The 22,286-nt window shown below is 41.8% G+C and carries 18 protein-coding genes and 1 tRNA gene; 12 read left to right on the top strand and 7 right to left on the bottom strand.

Annotated elements, in window-relative coordinates:
* A partial coding sequence (locus tag G337_RS28220; RefSeq protein ID WP_157619314.1) for a helix-turn-helix domain-containing protein occupies positions 1 to 221 on the bottom strand: 221 nt, incomplete at its 3' end.
* Between the two features lie 374 nt (positions 222 to 595).
* On the opposite strand from G337_RS28220, the gene G337_RS0113445 reads away from it, so the two are divergent.
* Complete coding sequence (locus tag G337_RS0113445; protein WP_028864353.1) at positions 596 to 1,663, top strand: 3-deoxy-7-phosphoheptulonate synthase; 1,068 nt, start codon at positions 596 to 598, stop codon at positions 1,661 to 1,663.
* 9 nt (positions 1,664 to 1,672) lie between these two features.
* A complete protein-coding gene (gene tyrA, locus G337_RS0113440) occupies positions 1,673 to 2,800 on the top strand; it encodes a bifunctional chorismate mutase/prephenate dehydrogenase (protein ID WP_028864352.1) in 1,128 nt (375 codons plus the stop codon).
* Positions 2,801 to 2,874: 74 nt separating this feature from the next.
* Here the strand turns inward: tyrA and hpf are convergent, their stop codons facing one another.
* Positions 2,875 to 3,285, bottom strand: a complete 411-nt coding sequence (hpf, locus tag G337_RS0113435) for a ribosome hibernation-promoting factor, HPF/YfiA family (protein ID WP_028864351.1) — start codon at positions 3,283 to 3,285, stop codon at positions 2,875 to 2,877.
* A gap of 421 nt (positions 3,286 to 3,706) precedes the next feature.
* Between hpf and G337_RS0113430 the strand changes: the two genes are divergently transcribed.
* The 5 genes from G337_RS0113430 to G337_RS0113410 are packed head-to-tail and all read left to right on the top strand — an operon-like array spanning position 3,707 to position 11,115.
* Positions 3,707 to 5,422 carry an extracellular solute-binding protein gene (locus G337_RS0113430; RefSeq protein WP_028864350.1) on the top strand — a complete coding sequence of 572 codons (1,716 nt, stop codon included), beginning with the start codon at positions 3,707 to 3,709 and terminating at the stop codon, positions 5,420 to 5,422.
* Complete coding sequence (locus tag G337_RS0113425) at positions 5,422 to 6,513, top strand: microcin C ABC transporter permease YejB (RefSeq protein ID WP_028864349.1); 1,092 nt, start codon at positions 5,422 to 5,424, stop codon at positions 6,511 to 6,513. The genes G337_RS0113430 and G337_RS0113425 overlap by 1 nt, the downstream gene beginning before the upstream one ends.
* Positions 6,513 to 7,562: an ABC transporter permease gene (locus G337_RS0113420; RefSeq protein ID WP_028864348.1), complete on the top strand. Its 1,050-nt coding sequence runs from the start codon at positions 6,513 to 6,515 to the stop codon at positions 7,560 to 7,562. Before G337_RS0113425 ends, G337_RS0113420 begins: the two co-directional genes overlap by 1 nt.
* Positions 7,559 to 9,151 carry an ABC transporter ATP-binding protein gene (locus G337_RS0113415; RefSeq protein WP_028864347.1) on the top strand — a complete coding sequence of 531 codons (1,593 nt, stop codon included), beginning with the start codon at positions 7,559 to 7,561 and terminating at the stop codon, positions 9,149 to 9,151. Before G337_RS0113420 ends, G337_RS0113415 begins: the two co-directional genes overlap by 4 nt.
* Before the next feature lie 38 nt (positions 9,152 to 9,189).
* On the top strand, positions 9,190 to 11,115 hold the full coding sequence (locus G337_RS0113410; RefSeq protein WP_028864346.1) for a transglycosylase SLT domain-containing protein: 1,926 nt from the start codon (positions 9,190 to 9,192) through the stop codon (positions 11,113 to 11,115).
* Between the two features lie 34 nt (positions 11,116 to 11,149).
* Here the strand turns inward: G337_RS0113410 and G337_RS0113405 are convergent, their stop codons facing one another.
* Together G337_RS0113405 and argR are read right to left on the bottom strand one after the other, a co-directional pair.
* Positions 11,150 to 11,548, bottom strand: a complete 399-nt coding sequence (locus G337_RS0113405; protein WP_028864345.1) for a type IV pilin protein — start codon at positions 11,546 to 11,548, stop codon at positions 11,150 to 11,152.
* Positions 11,549 to 11,966: 418 nt separating this feature from the next.
* A complete protein-coding gene (argR, locus tag G337_RS0113395) occupies positions 11,967 to 12,419 on the bottom strand; it encodes a transcriptional regulator ArgR (protein WP_028864344.1) in 453 nt (150 codons plus the stop codon).
* A gap of 239 nt (positions 12,420 to 12,658) precedes the next feature.
* Between argR and G337_RS0113390 the strand changes: the two genes are divergently transcribed.
* From G337_RS0113390 to glgC, 5 genes are all read left to right on the top strand, one after another.
* On the top strand, positions 12,659 to 13,414 hold the full coding sequence (locus tag G337_RS0113390) for a transporter substrate-binding domain-containing protein (protein ID WP_028864343.1): 756 nt from the start codon (positions 12,659 to 12,661) through the stop codon (positions 13,412 to 13,414).
* Positions 13,415 to 13,578: 164 nt separating this feature from the next.
* Positions 13,579 to 14,532, top strand: coding sequence for a malate dehydrogenase (mdh, locus tag G337_RS0113385; protein WP_028864342.1), 954 nt, complete (start codon positions 13,579 to 13,581; stop codon positions 14,530 to 14,532).
* A 90-nt stretch (positions 14,533 to 14,622) separates the two neighbouring features.
* Positions 14,623 to 15,030, top strand: a complete 408-nt coding sequence (locus G337_RS0113380; protein ID WP_028864341.1) for a CBS domain-containing protein — start codon at positions 14,623 to 14,625, stop codon at positions 15,028 to 15,030.
* A 142-nt stretch (positions 15,031 to 15,172) separates the two neighbouring features.
* Complete coding sequence (gene cysG / locus G337_RS0113375; RefSeq protein ID WP_028864340.1) at positions 15,173 to 16,591, top strand: siroheme synthase CysG; 1,419 nt, start codon at positions 15,173 to 15,175, stop codon at positions 16,589 to 16,591.
* A 294-nt stretch (positions 16,592 to 16,885) separates the two neighbouring features.
* Complete coding sequence (glgC, locus tag G337_RS0113370) at positions 16,886 to 18,160, top strand: glucose-1-phosphate adenylyltransferase (protein ID WP_028864339.1); 1,275 nt, start codon at positions 16,886 to 16,888, stop codon at positions 18,158 to 18,160.
* 76 nt (positions 18,161 to 18,236) lie between these two features.
* On the opposite strand, the gene G337_RS0113365 is transcribed toward glgC, so the two are convergent.
* From G337_RS0113365 to dnaG, 3 genes are all read right to left on the bottom strand, one after another.
* Positions 18,237 to 18,313 (bottom strand) — tRNA-Ile (locus G337_RS0113365).
* A 208-nt stretch (positions 18,314 to 18,521) separates the two neighbouring features.
* Entirely contained in the window at positions 18,522 to 20,372 is a 1,851-nt protein-coding gene (rpoD, locus tag G337_RS0113360; protein ID WP_028864338.1) for an RNA polymerase sigma factor RpoD, read from the bottom strand.
* 95 nt (positions 20,373 to 20,467) lie between these two features.
* Positions 20,468 to 22,219, bottom strand: coding sequence for a DNA primase (gene dnaG, locus G337_RS0113355; RefSeq protein ID WP_028864337.1), 1,752 nt, complete (start codon positions 22,217 to 22,219; stop codon positions 20,468 to 20,470).
* Positions 22,220 to 22,286: the final 67 nt, after the last annotated feature.

Below are 22,286 nucleotides of genomic sequence, written 5' to 3'. Positions count from 1 at the left end.
CGAAAAGGTCTACCAGTTGTTTTTTTATCAGTTAATCCGTCTATCCCATCCAAGTGATATTGTGAGATCCACTTATTTACACTGGTTCTGCTTACTTTTAAAAACTTAGCGATTGCATAACGTGAGTGTCCTTCTTGGAAATGAGCTAAAGCCATAAAACGAAGTCTCATCCGAACACTTTGATGAGTTTTAGCTAATAAATTAAAGTCATCTTTTTTCATAATCACCAGTAGTATTTAATTATTTAAAATAATAATACTATTAGATCACATAATTAGGCGGAATGGTATAAGCTCTGCGTGCCCTGGAGATTTGGCGACAGCGCAGTGTCACGAGCGGAGGAGCTCTGCGAGTCCTGGCCATCGCCAAGCTTGCTCTCTATAAGCAACACATGAATTTTCCCTTAAAGTTTCACGCCTGCACAAAAACACTATCTCTATTCCATAATATTCCAGCTTTCCGTGTTTTTGTTTTATGCACTATATAAGAATATGCATGCAGATCTGCCTATTTAACAATTTGAATTGTTATTCGCATGATCTATTTTCCCGCTATGTTATGATGTTTGCACGATTAACATGCAACTGAGACTAAAATGACTACCCCACAAAATGAAAATATCCACATTCAATCAGAAACAGTATTAATTACACCTGCAGAATTAAAAAAACAACTGCCGGCATCTGAAAGTGTTTATCAATTCATTAACGATTCTAGAAAAGTGGTTTCTAACATCGTTCATAAAAATGACTCGCGATTTTTAGTCATTTGTGGCCCTTGTTCTATTCATGATATTGAAGCCGCAAAAGAGTATGCCGCTAGACTGAAAGAGCTTCATGATCAGTATAAAGATACTTTATATATCGTAATGCGCGTGTATTTTGAAAAACCTCGTACTACGGTCGGCTGGAAAGGTCTGATTAATGATCCGCATATGGATGATTCATTTGATATCGAAACCGGTTTAAAGCGTGCGCGTGAACTTCTGTTATGGATTTCAGAGCTTGGACTGCCGATTGCGACCGAAGCACTTGATCCTATCAGCCCGCAGTATTTAGGGGATCTGTTCAGCTGGGCGGCTATTGGCGCCCGTACTACAGAATCACAAACTCACCGTGAAATGGCCAGCGGCCTGTCTATGCCTGTTGGTTTTAAAAACGGCACTGACGGCAGTTTATCAACAGCGGTAAATGCCATGCAGTCTGCTTCATCTCCGCACCGCTTTATGGGTATTAATCAGTTAGGCCAGAGTGCTTTATTACAAACTGAAGGTAATCAGGACGGTCATGTTATTCTGCGCGGCGGCGGCGGTAAACCGAACTATGATTCACTTAATGTGACCCTTGCTGAACAGGCACTTGCAAAAGCGAAAGTTGATGACATTCTGATTGTTGACTGCAGTCATGAAAACTCTAATAAGAACCACACGCTGCAGCCGCTGGTTGCTAAAGATGTATTCCATCAGGTAATTGAAGGCAATAAATCTATTATCGGTATTATGCTGGAAAGTAATATTAATGAAGGTAATCAGTCTGTTGACCTTCCTGCTGAACAGCTGAAATACGGAGTATCGGTGACGGATGCCTGCATTAACTGGGAAACTACAACGGTATTATTAGAAGATGCCGTATCTTTATTAAAAGACACATTAAAGAACAGGTAAGAAGAGACTATGCCTTTAAGTAAATTAAGAGATCAGATTGATGCTGTTGATCAGCAGTTAATTGATCTGCTGGCAGAGCGCTTGCGTTTAGTGGGCGAAGTCGGCGAAGTAAAAACTGAACACGGTTTACCTATCTATGTGCCTGAGCGTGAAGCCGCTATGCTGGCGAAAAGACGCGCAGAGGCTGAATCTAAAGGTGTTCCGGCTGATTTAATCGAAGATATTTTACGCCGCACCATGCGTGAGTCTTACGCCAGTGAAAATGATACCGGCTTTAAAACGGTTAACCCGGCGATGAAACGAATTGTTATTATCGGTGGTAACGGTTTATTAGGTAAACGCTTTGTTGAAATGTTTGAACTCTCTGGTTATCAGGTTGATATTCTCGGGCGTGCTAACTGGGAGCAGGCAGAGCAGATCTGCAGTAAAGCGGGGCTGGTTATTGTCGGCTCTCCAATTGATGTGACTGAATCGGTTATTCATCAGCTGAGCTTTTTACCCGATGACTGCATTTTAGCGGATATTACCAGTGTTAAAGACGGTCCTCTGCAGGCAATGCTGGATGTGCATAAAGGCCCGGTTGTTGGTCTGCACCCTATGTTTGGCCCGGATATCAGCAGCTTCGCTAAACAGGTTATTGTTTATTGTGACGGCCGCGGTGAGGAAGAATACGCCTGGTTAATTGAGCAGATGAAGATATGGGGAGCACATTTATATAATGTAAATGCAGCCACTCATGATGAGTCGATGACCCTGATTCAGGCTTTACGTCACTTTACGAGTTTTGTATATGGTGTGCACCTGCAGGAGGTCGATGCGGATCTGGAACAGCTCCTGGATTTAAGCTCGCCTATATACCGTTTAGAATTAGCCATGGTCGGCCGTCTGTTTGCTCAGGAGCCGGCTTTGTATGCTGATATTATTCTGTCGCAGAAGAATAATCTGGCTATGATTAAACGTTATCATCAGCATTTTGCCGAGGCCATTGAGCTGCTGGAAAATGTTGATAGAGAGGCATTTATCAATCGTTTTAAATCAGTGACTAACTGGATGGGAGACTATTCCACGCTGTTTTTGAATGAGAGCCGCATACTGCTGCAGCAGGCTCATGATAACCGTCACTACGAAGATAAATAATTTATCTTCAGGCAAAGAAAAAGGAGGTTATTAGCCTCCTTTTTCTTTGCCTGTTATTTATCTATTTATCTGGTTTATGCAGCAAATTCTTTATTCATTTTGATTTCTGCATCAGATTCAATTTCAACTTCCGGCTCTTCCATAGGCTGACCTGAAATTTCACCATTGCGGCACATATCTTTGCCGTGGTTTTTAGCGCGAGTCGCTTCAGACTTGTGAAGATATTTATTCAGTTGACGTTCGATTTTCTGGAATAATTGGCCGATGGCTGTGTATAAATCATCGTGCTCTGCATGGGCAAAAATTTTGCCGTTTGGTACACCGATCGTTGCTTCTATTTTTACGCCTTTAGGCTCTTTTGTAATGATGCAGTGTGGTTTGATTAAAGGAATCTGCAGTTTTTCTAATCTTTGGAAACGTTCCTCTACTTTGGTGCGCATTGTGTCAGTGATAGTAATTTGTTTGCTAGTAATTTCAATTCTCATATAAGACACCTTTTGGTTATACACTCATTGTGTTCATAAATAGATTAGGCTTTTTTGCACATTTTAAAAGTGATCATGATCACGTTTATCCGGCTTTTGTAATTAAGAAAACCGTTTTTTGACCCAACTATATTTTCTTCAAATAAATTAATTTATTGCTTGTTGAATTACAAAAGTTAGGGCATTCTTAAATGGATAAGTTCCTTGCTTTTACCTCTCTTTTTTCTTTAAAAACACTTTTGTTCATTCTGAATTACCTATATTCTTTTATTATGCCTCCTTGTATTTTGCTCTCTATATAAAAGTAGCCTATTCAATGCCAAAAAACATAGTATTGCGACGACTTCATTTTATTATCTTTATCTTTTTTTGCTCTGTGAGTTCCAGCTCTTTTTCCTCTTCCTGGCAGTACGGCATCAGCATGTATGGAGACTTAAAGTATCCTGTTGATTTCACTAACTTTGAATATGTAAATAGCAAAGCCCCTAAGGGCGGAAGTTTTAAACAGGCGACCATCGGCAGTTTTGATTCATTGAACCCTTATATTGTAAAAGGCCGGGCCGCATCGGGGATCGCCAGTATTTATGATACGTTATTAAAACAAGCCGCAGATGAGCCCTTTAGTTTATACGGTTTGATTGCGCAGCAGGTACGTGTGGCTGAAGATTATAGCTCTGTCAGCTTTAAAATTAATCCTTCTGCCCGCTTTCATGATGGTGAGCCGATTACAGCATCGGATGTAAAATTTAGTTTTGAGCTGTTAATCAGCGAGGGGGCACCTCACTACCGCTCTTATTATTCAGGTGTGGATCATGTGACTGCTGATAACCCGCAGCAGGTTAGTTTTTATTTTAATGAAAAAAATAACCGTGAACTGCCACTGATCATAGGGCAGCTGCCTATTCTGCCTGAGCATTTCTGGAAGGATAAAAATTTCTCTAAAGCCGATTTAACCATTCCGTTAGGTTCGGGGCCCTATCGAGTGGCGAGCTATAAAGCCGGAAAACAGATAATTTATCAGCGGGTTAACGATTACTGGGCAAAAGATCTTGCGGTTAATAAAGGCATGCATAATTTTGACAAGCTAGTTTATGAATACTACCGGGATGACAGTGTCGCTTTTGAAGCATTTAAATCCGGTGCTTTTGATTATCGTATGGAGACGTCATCGAAACGCTGGGCAACCTCTTATAAAAGCAGCCGTTTCAGTTCTGGTGATATTCGTTTTGAAAAATTAGCAGATAATAATCCGCAGGGGATGCAGGGATTCTGGTTTAATTTACGTAAAGATAAGTTTAAAGATGTACACGTTAGACAGGCAGTTGGTCTGCTGTTTGACTTTGAATGGGCGAATAAAAACCTTTTTTACGGGGCGTATTCGCGTATTAACAGCTTTTTTTCCGGCTCACCGCTGGCTGCGGCAGGTAAAGCCCAGGGGAAGGAGCTCGCTTTACTTGAGCCCTATAAAGATCAGCTCCCGGATTCAGTTTTTCAGCCGCTTGTGATTCCTGAGCGTGCTACTGACGGCAATAACCGTGCGCAGATGAGGCAGGCGGTTGCCCTTTTTGAGAAGGCAGGATATACACTTAAAGACAGTAAAATGCAGGATAAAAACGGCAGGCAGTTTACTTTTGAATTTTTACTTTACAGTAAAGACTTTGAACGTGTTGTACAGCCTTTCCGGCGTAATCTGCAGCGTATCGGTATTAAAACGACTATTCGTTTAGTGGATATTTCACAATTTGTGACCCGCTTAAATGATTTTGATTTTGATATTGTCTCGCTGCGTAAAGGTCAGTCAAGTTCTCCCGGTAATGAGCAGTCAGGCTACTGGGGGTGTGACAGCGTGATGCAGCCGGGTACGGCAAACTGGGCGGGTATCTGCTCTCCGGTTATTGACAAGCTGATCGACACTCTGATTATGGCGGATACCCGGGAGCAGTTAGTTGATGTGACACGTGCACTGGATCGGGTTCTGCTTTCTCAGTATATTGTTATCCCTCACTGGTACCTTTCTGCTTACCGTATTGCCTACTGGAATAAATTCTCCCGCCCTAAGATACAGCCTTATTATCAGCTGGGCTTAGAGACCTGGTGGTTAACTGGCGCTGAGACTGATGCACAAGAGGAGCTGTAATGTATCATTATATTCTTCGCAGACTGCTGCTTATTATCCCTACGCTGCTCGGCATTATGACCCTTAATTTCTTTATCGTGCAGATTGCTCCCGGCGGTCCGGTGGAACAGGCCATTGCCCAGTATCAGGGCATTGATGCCTCCGGCAGCAGCCGTATTGCTTCCGGGACAGACAGCGAAATAAAACAAACTCAGGGAAGGTCGGAACACAGTAAATATCGCGGCGCGCAGGGGGTGGACCCTGAATATATTGCCGCCCTGGAAAAGTTGTACGGCTTTGATAAACCCATTATAGAACGATACTTTATTATGCTGGGGCGTTATATTCAGTTTGATTTTGGCGAGAGTTTTTACCGTAATGCGAAAGTTACGGATCTGATTATTGAGAAAATGCCGGTTTCTATCTCTCTGGGTCTATGGACAACCCTGCTGGCGTATCTGATTTCGATTCCCTTAGGTATAAAAAAAGCAACATCACACGGCAGCCGTTTTGATATCTGGAGCAGTACCATTGTTACCATAGGTTATGCGATCCCGGCATTTATTCTCGCGATTATGCTGATTGTACTTTTTGCCGGCGGCTCCTATTACGACTGGTTTCCTTTACGCGGACTGACATCGGATAATTTTGAACAGTTATCATTACCGGGCAAGATTAAAGATTACTTCTGGCATTTAACTCTGCCGGTTTTTGCTTCGGTTCTAGCAAGCTTTGCAACATTAACCATGCTCACTAAAAATTCCTTTCTTGATGAAATTTATAAACAGTATGTGGTAACAGCAAGAGCCAAAGGGTGCTCGGAAATGCGTGTTTTATACGGGCATATTTTCCGCAATGCTATGCTGCTTGTGCTGGCAGGGCTGCCTGCAGCGCTAATCGGCATATTTTTTACCGGCTCTATGTTAATTGAAGTTATATTCTCTTTAGACGGCCTAGGCTTATTAGGTTTTGAATCGGTTATTAACCGGGATTATCCGGTGATTTTTGCGACCTTGTATATTTTTACCCTAGTCGGTCTGCTGCTGAAACTGCTCAGTGATATTACCTACACGCTTATCGACCCTCGTATTAACTTTGAGGCGCACTCCTAATGGCACTATTACAAACCTGGCAGCGGATGCGCAGTAACCCTATCCATGAAAAACGCTGGCAGCAGTTTAAAAGAAACCGGCGCGGATTCTGGTCTCTGTGGATATTTTCAGGCTTGTTTTTACTCAGTTTACTGGGGGAGTTATGGGTAAATGATAAACCGATAATGATCTCCTATCAGGAACAGTGGTACTTTCCAATTATTCAAGATGTACCGGAAAATAAGCTCGGCGGTGATTTTGATATCAGCACGGATTATCATGATGCTTATATGGTTGAGCAGATAGAGAAGGAGGGCTGGATACTCTGGCCGTTAATTCCTTTTTATTACGACAGCATTAATTATGAATTAACTGAGTCAGCCCCTTCTGCACCTAATCATATTAATTATTTAGGCACCGATGATCAGGGCCGGGATGTGATTGCCCGTCTGGTTTACGGTTTTAGAATTTCTGTATTTTTTGCTCTGGCGCTGACTCTGTGCAGTTCGCTTATCGGCGTTTTTGTTGGTGCCGTTAACGGCTATTATGGCGGGCGTATTGATCTTTTCGGGCAGAGGCTGCTGGAGATCTGGGAAGGCCTGCCTATGCTGTTTATGCTGATAATTTTAGCCAGCTTTGTTGAACCGACTTTTCTGTGGTTATTAGGCTTAATGATCTTATTCAGCTGGCCGGGGTTAGTGGGCATTGTCAGGGCTGAATTTTTACGCGGGCGTAATTTAGAATACGTTAAAGCTGCAAGAGCGCTTGGTGTTTCGGATAATCAGATTATGTTCCGTCATATTCTACCCAATGCGCTTATTGCTACGCTGACATTTATGCCTTATCTGTTTACCGGAGCATTAACAACGTTAACCTCTCTGGATTTTCTTGGTTTTGGATTACCTTTAGGCTCTGCCTCATTAGGCGAGATGGTCGCACAGGGGAAAAACAATCTGCATGCTCCCTGGCTTGCGACCAGTGCCTTTATCTCCCTTTCTACCATTCTTGTACTGCTGGTTTTTATTGGCGAAGCTGTTCGTGATGCATTTGATCCTAGGAAAATTTTATGAGCTTAGATAATGCGGGCCTGCCTTTATTAAAAGTGCAGGATCTATCAGTTAGTTTTGCACAGCTGAAGGTGGTTGAGTGCCTTAATTTTGAACTGCAGCGTGGCAAAACCTTGGCGCTGGTTGGAGAAAGCGGCTCCGGAAAGTCGGTTACTGCGCTGTCTATTTTACAGCTGCTGCCATATCCGCACGCGCATCATGAGCAGGGGGAAATTTACTTGTCAGGCCAGGCGGTGGTAGGCAAGGGGGATAAAGTTTTACAGGCGATCCGCGGTAATAAAGTCAGTATGATCTTCCAGGAGCCGATGACCTCGCTTAATCCCTTGCATACGATAAAGAAGCAGATTGCAGAGGCACTCCTACTGCATAAGGGCTTAACAGGAAAACCAGCGACTAAAAGAATTATTGAGCTGCTGGAATTAGTGGGATTAGATAATGCTGAAAGCCGTTTATCTTCTTACCCTCATGAGCTCTCTGGTGGTCAGCGCCAGCGGGTTATGATCGCCATGGCATTAGCGAATGAACCTGAGCTGTTAATTGCAGACGAACCGACGACCGCATTAGATGTCACCATTCAAAAACAGATATTAGAGCTGCTTAAATCTCTGCAGAAACGCCTTAATATGGGGATTCTGCTGATAACTCATGACCTGCATATTGTGCGTAACTTTGCCGATGATGTGGTTGTTATGTGTGACGGCAGGCAGATTGAATACAATAAGACAGAAAGTTTATTCACTACACCGCAGCAGAGTTATACAAAAAAATTATTATCTTCGGAGCCGCAGGGACAGATGCCTGCACTGCAGAGACACGATCTTATTTTAAGTGCAGAAAATATTAATGTTTCATTTCCACTGAGCAAGAACTTTTGGGGAAAAGTAACCTCTAAGTTATATGCGGTTAAAAATGCCGGTCTGCAGGTTCACCAGGGCGAAACGGTTGCTATTGTTGGTGAAAGCGGTGCAGGTAAAAGCACTCTCGCACAAGCTGTACTGCAGCTCAATGACAGTGAAGGCAAAGTTGTTTATTTAGGACAGCGTATCGATCAGTTGAAAAACAGTGCGATGCGCCGAATTCGCAGTTCACTGCAGATTGTCTTTCAGGATCCTTTTGCCAGTTTAAGTCCGCGCATGTCGGTGCATGAAATTGTTGCTGAAGGTCTGCGTGTGCATAGTGCTATGGATGAAACACAAATTGAACTTGAAGTGCAGCGGGTTTTAGCTAAGGTAGGTTTAGATAAAAACAGTGGAAAACGTTATCCGCATGAATTTTCAGGCGGTCAGAGACAGCGTATATCCATTGCCAGGGCACTGATATTAAAGCCTAAATTAATCGTGTTAGATGAGCCTACTTCGGCACTTGACCGTACGATCCAGAAACAAATTTTAGAATTGTTAATTGATTTGCAAAAAGAGTTTTCATTAAGCTATATTTTTATCAGTCATGATTTATCTGTAGTGCGGGCAGTCAGCCATCGTGTTGTGGTAATGCAGGCCGGGAAAATTATCGAGCAGGGGCTGACCAGCGAAATATTTGGGCATGCGCAGGAAAAATATACCCAGATACTATTATCTTCAGCAGCCTTATGATGTTATAAATACTTTTTGTTGTTATAAAGTAGGTTGCTATGAATAAAATATTTATTGTATGTCTTTATTTTTTCTCAATATCTGCTTTGGCAGCTTCTTTTTCTCTGGATCAGCAGAGAGAAATTTACTCGCAGGCTAGAGATTTACAAAAAGAGCAGAAATGGTCTAAAGCGCAGGCACAGGCCAAGTTGATCCCTGATTATCCTTTGACTTATCTTCTTGATTATTATCAGCTGAAAGCAAGTTTTACCAAGAGCAGTCTGGCGGCCGTACGTGCTTATCTTAAACAGTATCCTAACCGGCGGATCAGTGATGATCTGCAGCGCGATTATTTGTATTACCTGGCTAAGAATGAATACTGGAATGAGTTCCTCTCTTTTTACCCTAAACTGCCTAACACTCCCTCGTTGAAATGTTCCCATATTAAAGCGCAGATAAAACAAGGAGCTTCTGCGAAAATCTGGCCGGCGGCAAGAAAAGTCTGGTTAAGCGGATTTTCCCAGCCTAATGCCTGCGATGAGGTTTTTGACCACTACAAAAGCAATAAAAAGATATCTGCAAAACTAATCTGGAAACGCTTTGAATTAGCCTATTTAAATAATAATAAAGGCATAATGTCTTATCTGATCAGTTTAATGGAAGCCGAGGATAAAGCTTTAGCTAAAAAATTATACGCGCTTAATAAACATCCTGAAAAATTATTAAATTCGCAGTTATTTAAAAACAGGCAGCAGAAAAGTTTTGCTTTTTTAGCAACGAGTATCAAAAGACTCGCAAGAAAAGAGGTGAGTTCAGGGCTGCAGGCATTTTCTATCTATCAGAAAAAGGCGGCCTTTAGCCTGCAGGAAGAGATTAAAATAAAGAGATATCTCGCATCACTTATTTTAAGCCGTAATGAAATTAAGCATTTTGCCTGGTTAGATACTGAGCTGATTAATATAGGGGACAGCTCGTTAATTGAACGCCGTATTCGTTACGCCATTAAGTTTAATAGCTGGAAAGATATTGAACACTGGTTAACTAAGCTGCCGCCGGCCCGAAAACAGCATCAAAAATGGATATACTGGCAGGCGCGGGTACTGGAAAATAATAAGCAATATGTTCAGGCGAATAAGCTTTATCAGAAAATTGCAGCTGAACGAACTTATTACGGTTTTCTGGCCGCTCAAAAACTCGGTGTTGCTTATCAGCTTAATGCGCAGTTAGTAATGGATCAGCTGCAGAGCTTGAGTTATCTGCAGGCTGAACTCGCACATATTGAGGAACTGGTATTTAACAAACATAACTCCTTATTAAAACGAGAATGGGAAGCTCTGCTTAAACGCCGAGGCGGCAGGCAGCAGCAGCAGTTAGGTCTGTATGCTTTTCAGAAAGGCTGGGCGCATTTGTCTGTACTTGCAAGCATCCGTTCAAAAAGCTGGGACGCTTTAAATATTCGTTTTCCTGAAGTTAAACCTGAGCTGTTTTTAGCTAATGCAGATAAATATCAGCTAGATTCTACCTACCTTTATGCCATTACTCGTCAGGAAAGCTCTTTTGATGAGTATGCAAATTCCCCTGTCGGAGCGCGTGGTTATATGCAGCTGATGCCGCAGACCGCTAAGGAAACAGCTAGAAAAATAGGTTTGAAAGAATATAAGAAAAAAGCGCAGTTAACTCAGGGAGAAATTAATGTTCAGTTAGGCAGCGCGTATTTCGATATGCTGCTTAAGCGTTATGAAGGTAATCGAATTTTAGCGACAGCTGCTTATAACGCCGGGCCTCATCGTGTGGATCGCTGGCGCGATAAGAAAAAAGGCAGGGCGGTGCAGGGACTTGCCATGGACAGCTGGATAGAAACGATCCCCTATAATGAAACCCGGCGCTATGTAAAAAATGTTTTAGCTTATAACGTTATTTATCAGCATATTTTAGATAAACCATTGGAATTTTTTAATGCCAAAGAGCTTAATGCCCGCTATTAACTGATGTGACTGCGCCAGACCTGTCTGCCGGTCATTACCAGCACTGATCATTATTGGTTGTACCATTACTGGTATGGTTGCTGTCTTGATCTATGAATAATGACCTGCACTGCGCTTCATCATTAGCCTGGCTTGTGCCGTTTTTGGCGACTGCTTTTATTAAATAAGTGCTGGCCCCGGCAGAAACCGGAGTAAAAGTATAATAATCGTTGTCTTCCAGTCCGAGTTCGCTTTTATCGGTTGAATAGCTCGGGTTTAATATATGCAGTCCGCTCTGTTTTAGCTGTGCTTTTATTAACTCTGCTTTTGCGTCTCCGCGGCGAGCCGTAATCAGATGTGACTGATAGGAGGGGTAGGCAATGCCGGCTAATATACCGATAACTGCAACAACAATTAAAAGTTCAATTAATGTGAGCCCCTGGTTTTTTTTCATATAATAACCTTTATGCCGTGACTGCTGTTTATTTATGTTGTTTTTGATTAGTGTAGGTCTTTATTTTAAAAGCCGCATCTGTTTTTACGCTGAATGCATATTTACCGACAGCGCAGCTAAGGCAGTTATATGTTTCTTAATCAATCGTTTATAAACGTTTTTAGTGTAATGGAGTTGCATCGTTGTGAATTAACTGATGAGCTGAGTGCCTTTGTACAAGCTGCTATTCGTTAATAACAGCTTAGGAAACGGCTTGCTTGTGTTGTGTTAAGTTACTCTTTTGTATAGTCGCCGCGTGCCCGGCTGCTGTGATACCGCTGCCGTTATTTATGATGATTATATCAATTTAACACTGCTGTCAAAGTGCATAGCGCTGCTGATTTATGTATTTGTTTACTGTCTGTCTGCAGGCTTCATTTTATTCAAATAATTGTTTGACCACAGTCAGGGTTTCATCGATTTTTTTACTATTACTCGGGGTGATAAAAATTGTATCATCGCCGGCAATGGTGCCTAATATGCCTTCAGCTTTGCCTATTGAATCTAACAGTCGTGCAATCAGCTGTGCGGCGCCAGGGCTGGTACGAATAACAATCAGGCTGTCATTGCGGTCAATATCTAATACCAGGTTTTTTAACGGGCTGGTTGTTGTTGGAATACCAAGTTCAGCCGGCAGGCAGTAGACCATCTCTCTTTTGGCATTACGGGTGCGTACTGCACCTGTTTTGCTTAACATCCGTGAGACTTTAGATTGGTTAATATTATGAAAACCAGCTTGCTGTAATGCTTCGACGATTTCACCTTGTGAGCTTAGGCGCTCTTTTTTTAATAAGGCTTTAAAGAAATCCATTAGTTCAGTTGATTGTTTCATATTAAAAATTACTCATTTAATTACTTTGAAAATAATGGGCAATGATAAGTTATATTGGGCAATTATCAACAACTTAATTGTCAAAATAAGTGCATAATTATGCGTTTTTGAGCTATACCTTGTAAATAGATAGTTTATAAACTTCAGGATTGTTATAATGGCGAATTTTTGTTCTAGATAGTTAAAATTTTACCATGAATATCTCTTTTGTATGCCGTGCTTATTGGAAGTTAAACATTATGTTTTTATCACGCCTTAGTTTATTTTGCCTGTGTTTATTGTCTTCTTCATATTTATCAGCTGCCGAGCCGAATGAACCTCTTACGGTTAGCTTTGCCACTGAAAGCAATTATTACCCCTTTGAATACTTAAATGAGAAGCAGGAACTCCAGGGATTTGATATCGATATTGCCAATGCAATATGTCAGGCTGTTAATTTATCCTGCAGTTTTCATCCGCAAAGCTTTGACAGCTTGTTATTAACGCTGCAGTTCGGCCGTTTCGATGCGGTGATTGCGGCTCTGGATATTACCGATGAAAGAAAAGAAAAAGTCGATTTTTCTGATAGTTATTATAAAAACCCGCCGGTTTTTGTGAGTAAAAAATCGTCTTCAGATGATTTTTCAATAGCGGGTAAATTTATCGGTGTAAAAGCTAATACCTCTAATCAGAATTATTTAATCCGCTATGCCAAAGAAGACAGTTTTATTATCTCCTATCTGACGGTATCTGATGCGTTGATTGATTTAAAAAATGGAAAAATAGACGGTGCTTTTGCCGATCATGCGGTCGTAGCTGACTTTCTAAAACAGGAAGATAATGAAAAATATTTTTCTATTCGCCGTATCGAAGATATGTTTATGCGTAAGTTTTCGGAAGGGTACGGTATTGCTGTGAAAAAAGGTAATGATCAATTACGGGAACGGTTAAATCTTGGTTTAAAAATAATCATTGAAAACGGCACTTATCAAAAAATATATGACCTGTATTTTTAGCAAATGTTTATTATATAAAATAAGCGTCAGCTCTCTTTAAATTCACTTATTTTGTCATGCACCTTTACATCGCTCACAATTTTTTAACATTTTTCACATTAGCTATTATTTTTGATTAAAATCTCTTAGATATTATTACCTTAATAACTATTTTGGAGATCATTATGAAAGTTGTAAAAGTTGCTGTTCTTGGTGCCGCTGGTGGTATTGGTCAGGCACTCGCGTTATTGCTAAAACTTGATTTACCTGAAAATTCAATTTTATCACTTTATGATGTCGCCCCCGTTACTCCCGGTGTAGCAAAAGATTTAAGCCATATTCCTACCAGTGTACAGGTAGAAGGTTATGCTGGTGATGATCCGACACCTGCTCTTGAGGGGGCTGACGTAGTACTTATCTCAGCTGGTGTTGCCCGTAAACCAGGTATGGACCGTTCCGATCTTTTCAATATTAATGCCGGTATCATCAAAAACCTTGTCGGCAAAGTCGCACAGGTTGCCCCCGAAGCCTGTATCGGTATTATCACTAACCCGGTTAATACAACTGTAGCTATTGCTTCGGAAGTACTTAAAGAAGCGGGTGTATACAATAAAAGTAAGCTATTCGGTATCACCACATTAGATGTTATTCGCGCTGAGGATTTTGTTGCTGAGAAGAAAGGTCTGCCGGCGGAGCATGTTCGTGTGAATGTTATCGGCGGCCATAGCGGTACAACTATCCTTCCGGTACTTTCACAAGTACAAGGTGTCGAGTTTACGGAACAGGAGGTTATTGAGCTGACAGATCGTATTCAGAATGCTGGTACAGAAGTCGTTAATGCCAAAGCAGGCGGCGGCTCTGCGACATTATCAATGGCCCGCGCAGCTTCTATTTTTGGTATTAACCTGGTACAGGCCCTGCAGGGCAAGCAGGGGATTATTCAAAATGCTTATGTAGACGGTGGTAACTCATGCTCACCATTTTTCACTCAGCCGCTGCTGTTAGGTAAAAAAGGTATTGAGCGGGTATTACCTTTTGGTGAATTAAGCGCTTTTGAAGAAGAAATAAAAGAAAAAATGTTAGCCGTTTTACATGCTGATATTGAGAAAGGCATTGATTTTGTAAAAAATAATGCGTAATTAATGCCTTCTGACTAATATTTTTAAAAAGCTGGCATATGCCGGCTTTTTTATAGCTATACTTTATACCTAACTACTTGTTAACAAGGTATAAAAATGAAAGTTTCGGAAGTGATGACAACACGTGTAGTAACTGTAGAAATGGATGATCGTTTAACTGTTGTTAAAGAAATTCTTGACTGCGCACCTTTTCGCCATCTGTTAGTTATTGAAGATGAGCAGCTGCAGGGAGTGATTAGTGATCGTGATTTATTACGCTGCTTAAGCCCGTTTATAGGCACCGGTGCAGAATCTGTACGTGATACCGCGACAATCAAGCAGCGTGCTCACCAGGTGATGACGCGCAGCCCTGTTACTGTTAATGCAGATCTGTTAGTTAGAGACGCTTTAATTCTTATGTTAGACCAAAATATAGGCTGCCTGCCTGTTCTGGAAAACGGTCAGATCCGAGGGATTTTTACCTGGCATGATGGTGTACGTGCTTTACTGGATGAATAAATCGTCTGGCTAATAACTATAACGCTGCGCCTGTGTTTATCGGCAATATCATAAAATGAAATAATTAATCACTTTTTAATGTTTTAACTAGGGGAGATATTTCTTTATAGTGTTCTTCTATCGATAATAATAGAGTGCTGCTATGGACTACCTACCAATTTTTACCAAACTAGAAAACCGCCCGTGCCTTGTTGTTGGAGGCGGCAGTATTGCTTTACGCAAAGTGCATTTACTGCTTAAAGCCGGTGCGGAAGTCACGGTCTGTGCTCTTCAGTTTCATTCATCGTTATTGGAAAAAGGTAATGCACAACAAATAACGCTGCTGAAGCAGGCTTTTACCCCGGAACTGCTGAATAATAAATGGCTGGTGATTGCCGCTACTAATAATAAAGAGATAAATCAGCTGGTGGCTGATAAGGCGGATCAGCTGCAGGTACTGGTAAATGTCGTTGACAGCCCGGAGCAGTCTAGTTTTATTATGCCTTCCATTGTGGATCGTTCACCCATTGTGGTTGCAATTTCCAGCGGCGGTAAAGCACCGGTATTAGCACGCTTAATACGAGAGCGTTTAGAGGCGTTATTACCTATGCATTTAGGGCGTCTGGCTTCTATTTCCGGAGAGTTTCGTCACCGTGTAAAAGCGGTCATAAAAAATGTCTCTCTGCGCAGACGCTACTGGGAAAAATTATTTGGTAATGGCGAGTTAGCTAACCTGCTCCAGAAAGGGCAGACAGATAAAGCTGTGCAGTTGATGGAAAGCAGTTTAACTGAAGATGTGGCTCGCGGTGATGTTGCATTAGTTGGAGCCGGACCTGGAGATCCGTCTTTACTAACGCTAAAAGCGCTGCAGCTGATGCAGCAGGCTGATGTTGTCCTGTATGACCGTCTGGTTTCATCTGAGATTTTAGACTTAGTGCGCCGTGATGCTGATTTAATCTCTGTGGGAAAAGAAGCCGGTAATCATGAAGTCGGGCAGTCACGAACTAATCAGATGCTGGTGGAATATGCGTTGCAGGGCAGGAAAGTGGTGCGCCTAAAAGGCGGTGATTCATTTATTTTCGGCCGCGGCGGTGAGGAGCTGGAAGAGCTTGTTGAAGCTGGTATTGCTTTTCAGGTTGTTCCCGGTATTACGGCTGCTTCGGGCTGCAGTGCATATGCCGGTATTCCGTTAACCCATAGGGATTTTGCACAGTCAGTGACCTTTGTAACTGGCCACCGCAAGGCGAATGGTGAGCAGTTAAACTGGAAGGCGCTTTCTATCAGTAATCAGACACTAGTTGTATATATGGGGCTAATTCAGTCTGAAGAGATTCAGACACAACTCATCGCTAATGGACGAAGCCCTGATACGCCAGTTGCTTTAATTAATAAAGGTACAAGTTCACAGCAGCATGTTGTGATTGGAAAACTTTCGGAATTAGTGCTGCTTGGCGGTGGTTTGGCAGGCCCCACTCTGATGATTATAGGTGAGGTCGTTAGCCTGGCGGAGAAGCTTGCCTGGTATAAACCTGAAAGTAATCAGAAACTTTCTCGTGATCCTTTTTTAGTGAATCTGGCCTGATAGTTTTTTATTAAGAGTGTTGTTAAGCTGGATACAATGCTCTGCTGATAAAAAGGCTGATATTTGTCAGCCTTTTAGTATTTTTAGGAAGAGCATCACTCCTGAGTTTATCTGTCCTTCCCCTGTCAGCCTCTGCTAATTTTTCTCAATAAGTACTTTATTTTTACCTGTCTGCACTATAATTAATTATTACTCCTTTTAGATTATATGGTTGTTGAGCTGTAATATTTTTTATTCAAATTTTTGTATATACGATAAATACAATTTCAAATTCACATATAGAAGAAGTTACTTATGCTGCACAAAATTAATAAGCATAGCCGTACCTTGACCAGTGATACTTACGCTTTAATTTTAGCAGGCGGCCGCGGCAGCCGTTTATTTGAGCTGACGGACTGGCGTGCCAAACCTGCAGTTTATTTTGGTGGTAAATTCCGTATTATCGACTTCCCGTTATCAAACTGTATTAACTCAGGTATTCATCATATAGGTATTGCAACGCAGTACAAATCACACTCATTAATCCGTCATCTTAACCGTGGCTGGGGACATTTAAAGGCAAAATTATCCGGCTTTGTTGAAATACTGCCGGCATCACAGCGTTATAGTGATGACTGGTACGAGGGAACCGCTGATGCAGTTTATCAGAACATGGATATTATTCGTTCTGAGCGTCCTAAATATATTCTGATTTTATCAGGCGATCATGTCTACCACATGGATTATGCACTATTGCTAGCTGAGCATGTGAAAAGCGGTGCAGATATGACCGTATGCTGTCTTGAGGTGCCTGTACAGGAGGCCGCCGGAAGCTTTGGAGTACTGACCGTAAACAGTGATAATAAAGTGACTGCATTTAATGAAAAACCGGCGCAGCCTAATGAAGTACCCGGTAAGTCTGGGCTGTGCTTAGCTTCCATGGGTAATTATGTTTTTAATAGTGAATTCTTATTTGAACAGCTGTTAAGAGATTATGCTAAAGAAGGCTCCAGCCGGGATTTTGGCCAGGATATTATTCCGTCAATCATTAAAAAGCATAATGTCTTTGCCTATGCTTTTCAGGAGCCGGGAAGTACGAAACAGCCTTACTGGCGGGATGTCGGTACATTAGATTCCTACTGGGAGGCCAATATGGAGTTAGTTGCTCCTCAGCCGCAACTTAATTTATATAATAAAGACTGGCCAGTCTGGTCGCATCAAGAGCCGCTTCCTCCTACAAAATTTATTTTTGATAATGAGCAGCGGCGCGGCATGGCGGTTGACTCAACTGTTTCCAGCGGCTGCATTATTTCTGGCTCAACAATTCGCAAGTCATTGTTATTTTCGAATGTTCACACGCACTCTTACAGTCTTATTGAAGAATCGGTATTAATGCACGGCAGTGATGTTGGTGAGCACTGTAAATTATTCCGCGTTATTGTCGACAGTAAATGCAGGATCCCGGCGGGTTTAACTATTGGTTATGATAAACAACAGGATATAGCAAACGGCTTTCGTGTGACTGAAAAAGGAATCACCCTGGTTACTAGAGATATGCTTAAAGCTTTAGCTAAAAAAAAGTCTGTCTGAAAGAAGATTTACAATTTCAGCTGCTATAAATAGCAAAAAGGCTTTTGATTATATTAATCAAAAGCCTTTTTTAATATGGTGGCCCCTCCGTGACTTGAACACGGGACCTGACGATTATGAGTCGTATGCTCTAACCAACTGAGCTAAGGGGCCGAATTTTTACACTCGAAGCTAAAGCTAAGGTGCTGAATTTGAAACGCGATTATATAAGCTTCACTTATATCTGTCTAGCATATGTAAGTTGTTTGCCTATTAATTAAACGTTCTTTCTGCTGTTAGTCGACAAACTAAGTTAATTATCACTTTTCAGTTAAAAAAAATCCTGCTGATGCAGGATTTTTTTGTCAGTACTCTAGACGAATTATTCGTCCAGGAAGCTGCGCAGCTGTTCACTTCGGCTTGGATGACGAAGTTTACGTAATGCTTTCGCTTCAATCTGACGGATACGCTCACGTGTTACGTCAAACTGCTTACCAACTTCCTCAAGAGTATGGTCGGTATTCATATCGATACCAAAACGCATACGCAGGACTTTCGCTTCACGTGCAGTTAAACCTTCTAATACATCGTTAGTTGCATTTTTAAGGCTTTCACTTGTCGCACAGTCAACCGGCAGAGCAATGGTTGTATCTTCGATAAAATCACCTAGGTGTGAATCTTCATCATCACCAATCGGTGTTTCCATTGAGATCGGCTCTTTAGCAATTTTCAACACTTTGCGGATTTTATCTTCCGGCATCATCATGCGTTCTGCTAACTCTTCCGGCTGCGGTTCACGCCCCATCTCCTGCAGCATCTGACGAGAAATACGGTTAAGTTTATTAATCGTTTCAATCATATGTACCGGGATACGAATAGTACGCGCCTGGTCAGCAATAGAGCGGGTAATTGCCTGACGGATCCACCAGGTTGCGTAAGTTGAGAATTTGTAACCACGACGGTATTCAAATTTATCAACTGCTTTCATCAGACCGATATTACCTTCCTGAATCAAATCTAAGAACTGTAAACCACGGTTAGTGTATTTTTTAGCGATAGAGATAACCAGACGCAGGTTGGCTTCTACCATCTCTTTTTTAGCGCGGCGTGCTTTTGCTTCGCCGATGCTCATATTGCGTGAAATTTCTTTTAAGTTGCTGATGGTAAGCGCGCTTTGCTCTTCAACTGAAAGCATTTTTCTTAAACAGCGGTGTAAGTCTTCTTCAAATTCACTAATACGTTTTGCGTAATCAGTACCGCTGGAAAGAATTGCTTCTATCCATGATTTATTAGTTTCATTGCCTTTGAATATGAAGATGAACTCTTTCTTAGGCATTTTACACTGTTCGACACAGATTTTCAGAGCAAGACGTTCCTGAACCCGCACTGTATTCATTGAAGAGCGGATAGCTTTAACCATACGGTCAAACTGTTTCGGGATCAGTTTAAACTGCTGGAAAAATTCTGCTTGTTCATTAATAGCCTTACGGGTCTCGGCATGACCGCGTCCATTTTTGGCTATTGAATCTTCAACAACTTTATTAAGTTTGCGAAGTTCTGCAAATTTTTCAGCAGCTTCTTCAGGACAAGGACCTTTTGGCCCTTCTTCTTCATCTTCACCTGCTTCTTCATCATCAGGCAGATCTTCATCTTTTAACTGACTGTCTGTTAATTCAGAGCCGATATGTGTCGCGCTGACTGCCTGGGTCATTTCATCATTCGGATCAACGAAGCCGCTGATTAAATCAGTCAGTTTCATCTCTTCAGCTTCGTAGCTGTCCCAGTTGTCTAATAAACCGGTGATGGTTGCCGGATATTCAGAAACTGAAGTCTGTACTTCTTTAATACCTTCTTCGATACGTTTGGCAATAACAATTTCGCCTTCACGTGTCAGCAGCTCAACGGTGCCCATTTCACGCATATACATACGCACAGGGTCTGTTGTACGGCCGATCTCTGATTCAACCGTTGCCAAAACTTGAGCTGCAGCTTCTACTGCATCTTCATCGGGAGTATCGCTGTCATCTCCGCCTAACATCATTTCATCTGCATCTGGTGCAGTTTCAACGACACGGATCCCCATGTCGCCGATCATTTGAACTATGTCTTCAACCTGTTCTGATTCAACAATATCTTGCGGCAGGTGGTCATTAACTTCTGCGTAGGTTAAGAAACCCTTTTCTTTACCTTTTATAATAAGCTCTTTGAGCTGTGACTGAGGTGTTTGAGCCATAGATACCGTCCAAAATAGAGTGCAAATAGGATATGTAATTGAAAAAAATACAAGCGCTCGATTATACGCTTATATTGTAAATTTTTCCAGTTTCATTAATTTTGTTTTTGTTCAACGAGAAGCTGCGCAAGCTGCAGCGTTTCTTCGCTAGTTAATATCTGCCCTGTACGGGCTTTTTGTTTTAAATATTCAATTTTTTGACTGATGTGAAGATTAAGAAAATTTTCTAATATATCTAAGAAAACAGCTTCATAATTTTCTTCTTCAACATCATTCTGCCATACCGCCAGTTTATTCAGCTGCTTACTTTCTGGTTTTTCCCGCCAGTGTTCAAGTAACTGTCCTGTAGTTATGTTGGGACTGACTCGACAAATTTCAAGTAACGAGTTTAATAAAGTTAAGCCGGGTAAATTCATCTCCTTAAATTCAGGAAACTCCGGCAGACCGTAAGCCATGCCGGGGTGCTGCAGCAGCACAGAAATGGCTAAGCGCATTGGTGTTACTTTCTGTTTGTTATCTGGCTTAGTTGTTTTCGCCGCTTCAGGCAGCAGTTTCTTCAAACCTTGTTTTTCAATGCCCAGTAACTGAATTAATTTTTCTTCCATCATTTGCCGAAATACGGTTTCAGGGAGCTTACTGATCAGCGGAATTGCCAGCTGCGCCAGTTTGGCTTTGCTGTCCGCAATGCTCATATCGACCTGACTTAACAAGTGCTGAAAAAGAAAGTCAGATAATGGAACTGCCTGCTCGATCAGTTTTTCAAAGGCTTCCTTTCCCTCTTTCTGTACTAAGCTGTCCGGATCTTCACCATCGGCAAGAAACATAAAGCGTAATGTTCGACCGTCCTGTATATAAGGTAGTGCATTTTCCAGCGCGCGCCAGGCGGCTGTTCTTCCTGCTTTATCGCCGTCAAAGCAGCATATAACTTCACTGCTGTGACGGAAAAGAGTATGAATGTGATCTGCTGTGGTGCTGGTGCCAAGAGATGCAACCGCATAATCAATAGCAAATTGACCAAGCGCAACAACATCCATATAACCTTCAACGACTAAAATGCGTTGAATTTCTTTATAGCTCTGTTTAACCTGATATAAACCGTATAACTCTTTACCTTTATGAAAGATCGGTGTCTCTGGAGAGTTTAAATATTTGGGCTCACCTTCACCTAAAACGCGCCCGCCGAATCCGATAACGCGGCCGCGCTGATCATGAATGGGAAACATTAAGCGGTCCCGAAAGCGATCGTAGCTGCCGTTTTTTTCTTTGGGGATCAGCATACCGGCATCAATCAGCTGTTTTTCTAAATCTGGCGAAACAGCAAAGCGTTTGCGTACTTCATCCCAGCCGTCCGGCGCATAGCCGATTTTAAAATATTTGACGGTTTCACCGGATAAACCGCGGCTTTTAAGGTAGTTGATCACCTGTTTACTGTTTTTATGGGAACGCAGCTGCTGCTGATAAAAAACAGTAATATCAGCCATTAACTGATAAAGATCTTTACGGTCAATATAACTGTTTTGTGGTGATGCTGATGAGCCGTTTTCTTCTCGCGGCACTTCAATTGACAGCTGCTCTGCTAGTGTTTCAACAGCATCAACAAATTCAATGCCGTCATATTCCATAACAAAAGACAGGACATTACCGCTCGCGCCGCAGTTAAAGCAGTGATAAAACTGTTTATCGGCACTGACAGAAAAAGAGGAGTTGTTATTACCGTTATGGAAAGGGCAGCAGGCGCGGTAGTCTTTGCCTTTCTTTTTTAATTTTACGCGGCTGTCAATGAAGTCAACAATATCGGTACGGGCGATAAGATCATCAATAAAATTTCGAGGAATGCGTCCAGCCATCTATTAAACCATTTAGTAAATTATTAAATTAATCCGTTATTCGGAACTGCTGTTAAGTGTACTTTAG

It is taken from the genome of Psychromonas aquimarina ATCC BAA-1526 (genome assembly GCF_000428725.1).
Classification (GTDB): Bacteria; Pseudomonadota; Gammaproteobacteria; order Enterobacterales; family Psychromonadaceae; genus Psychromonas; species Psychromonas aquimarina.
Note: the sequence above shows the minus strand (reverse complement) of the source record. Positions and strands in the feature narration are given on the sequence as shown.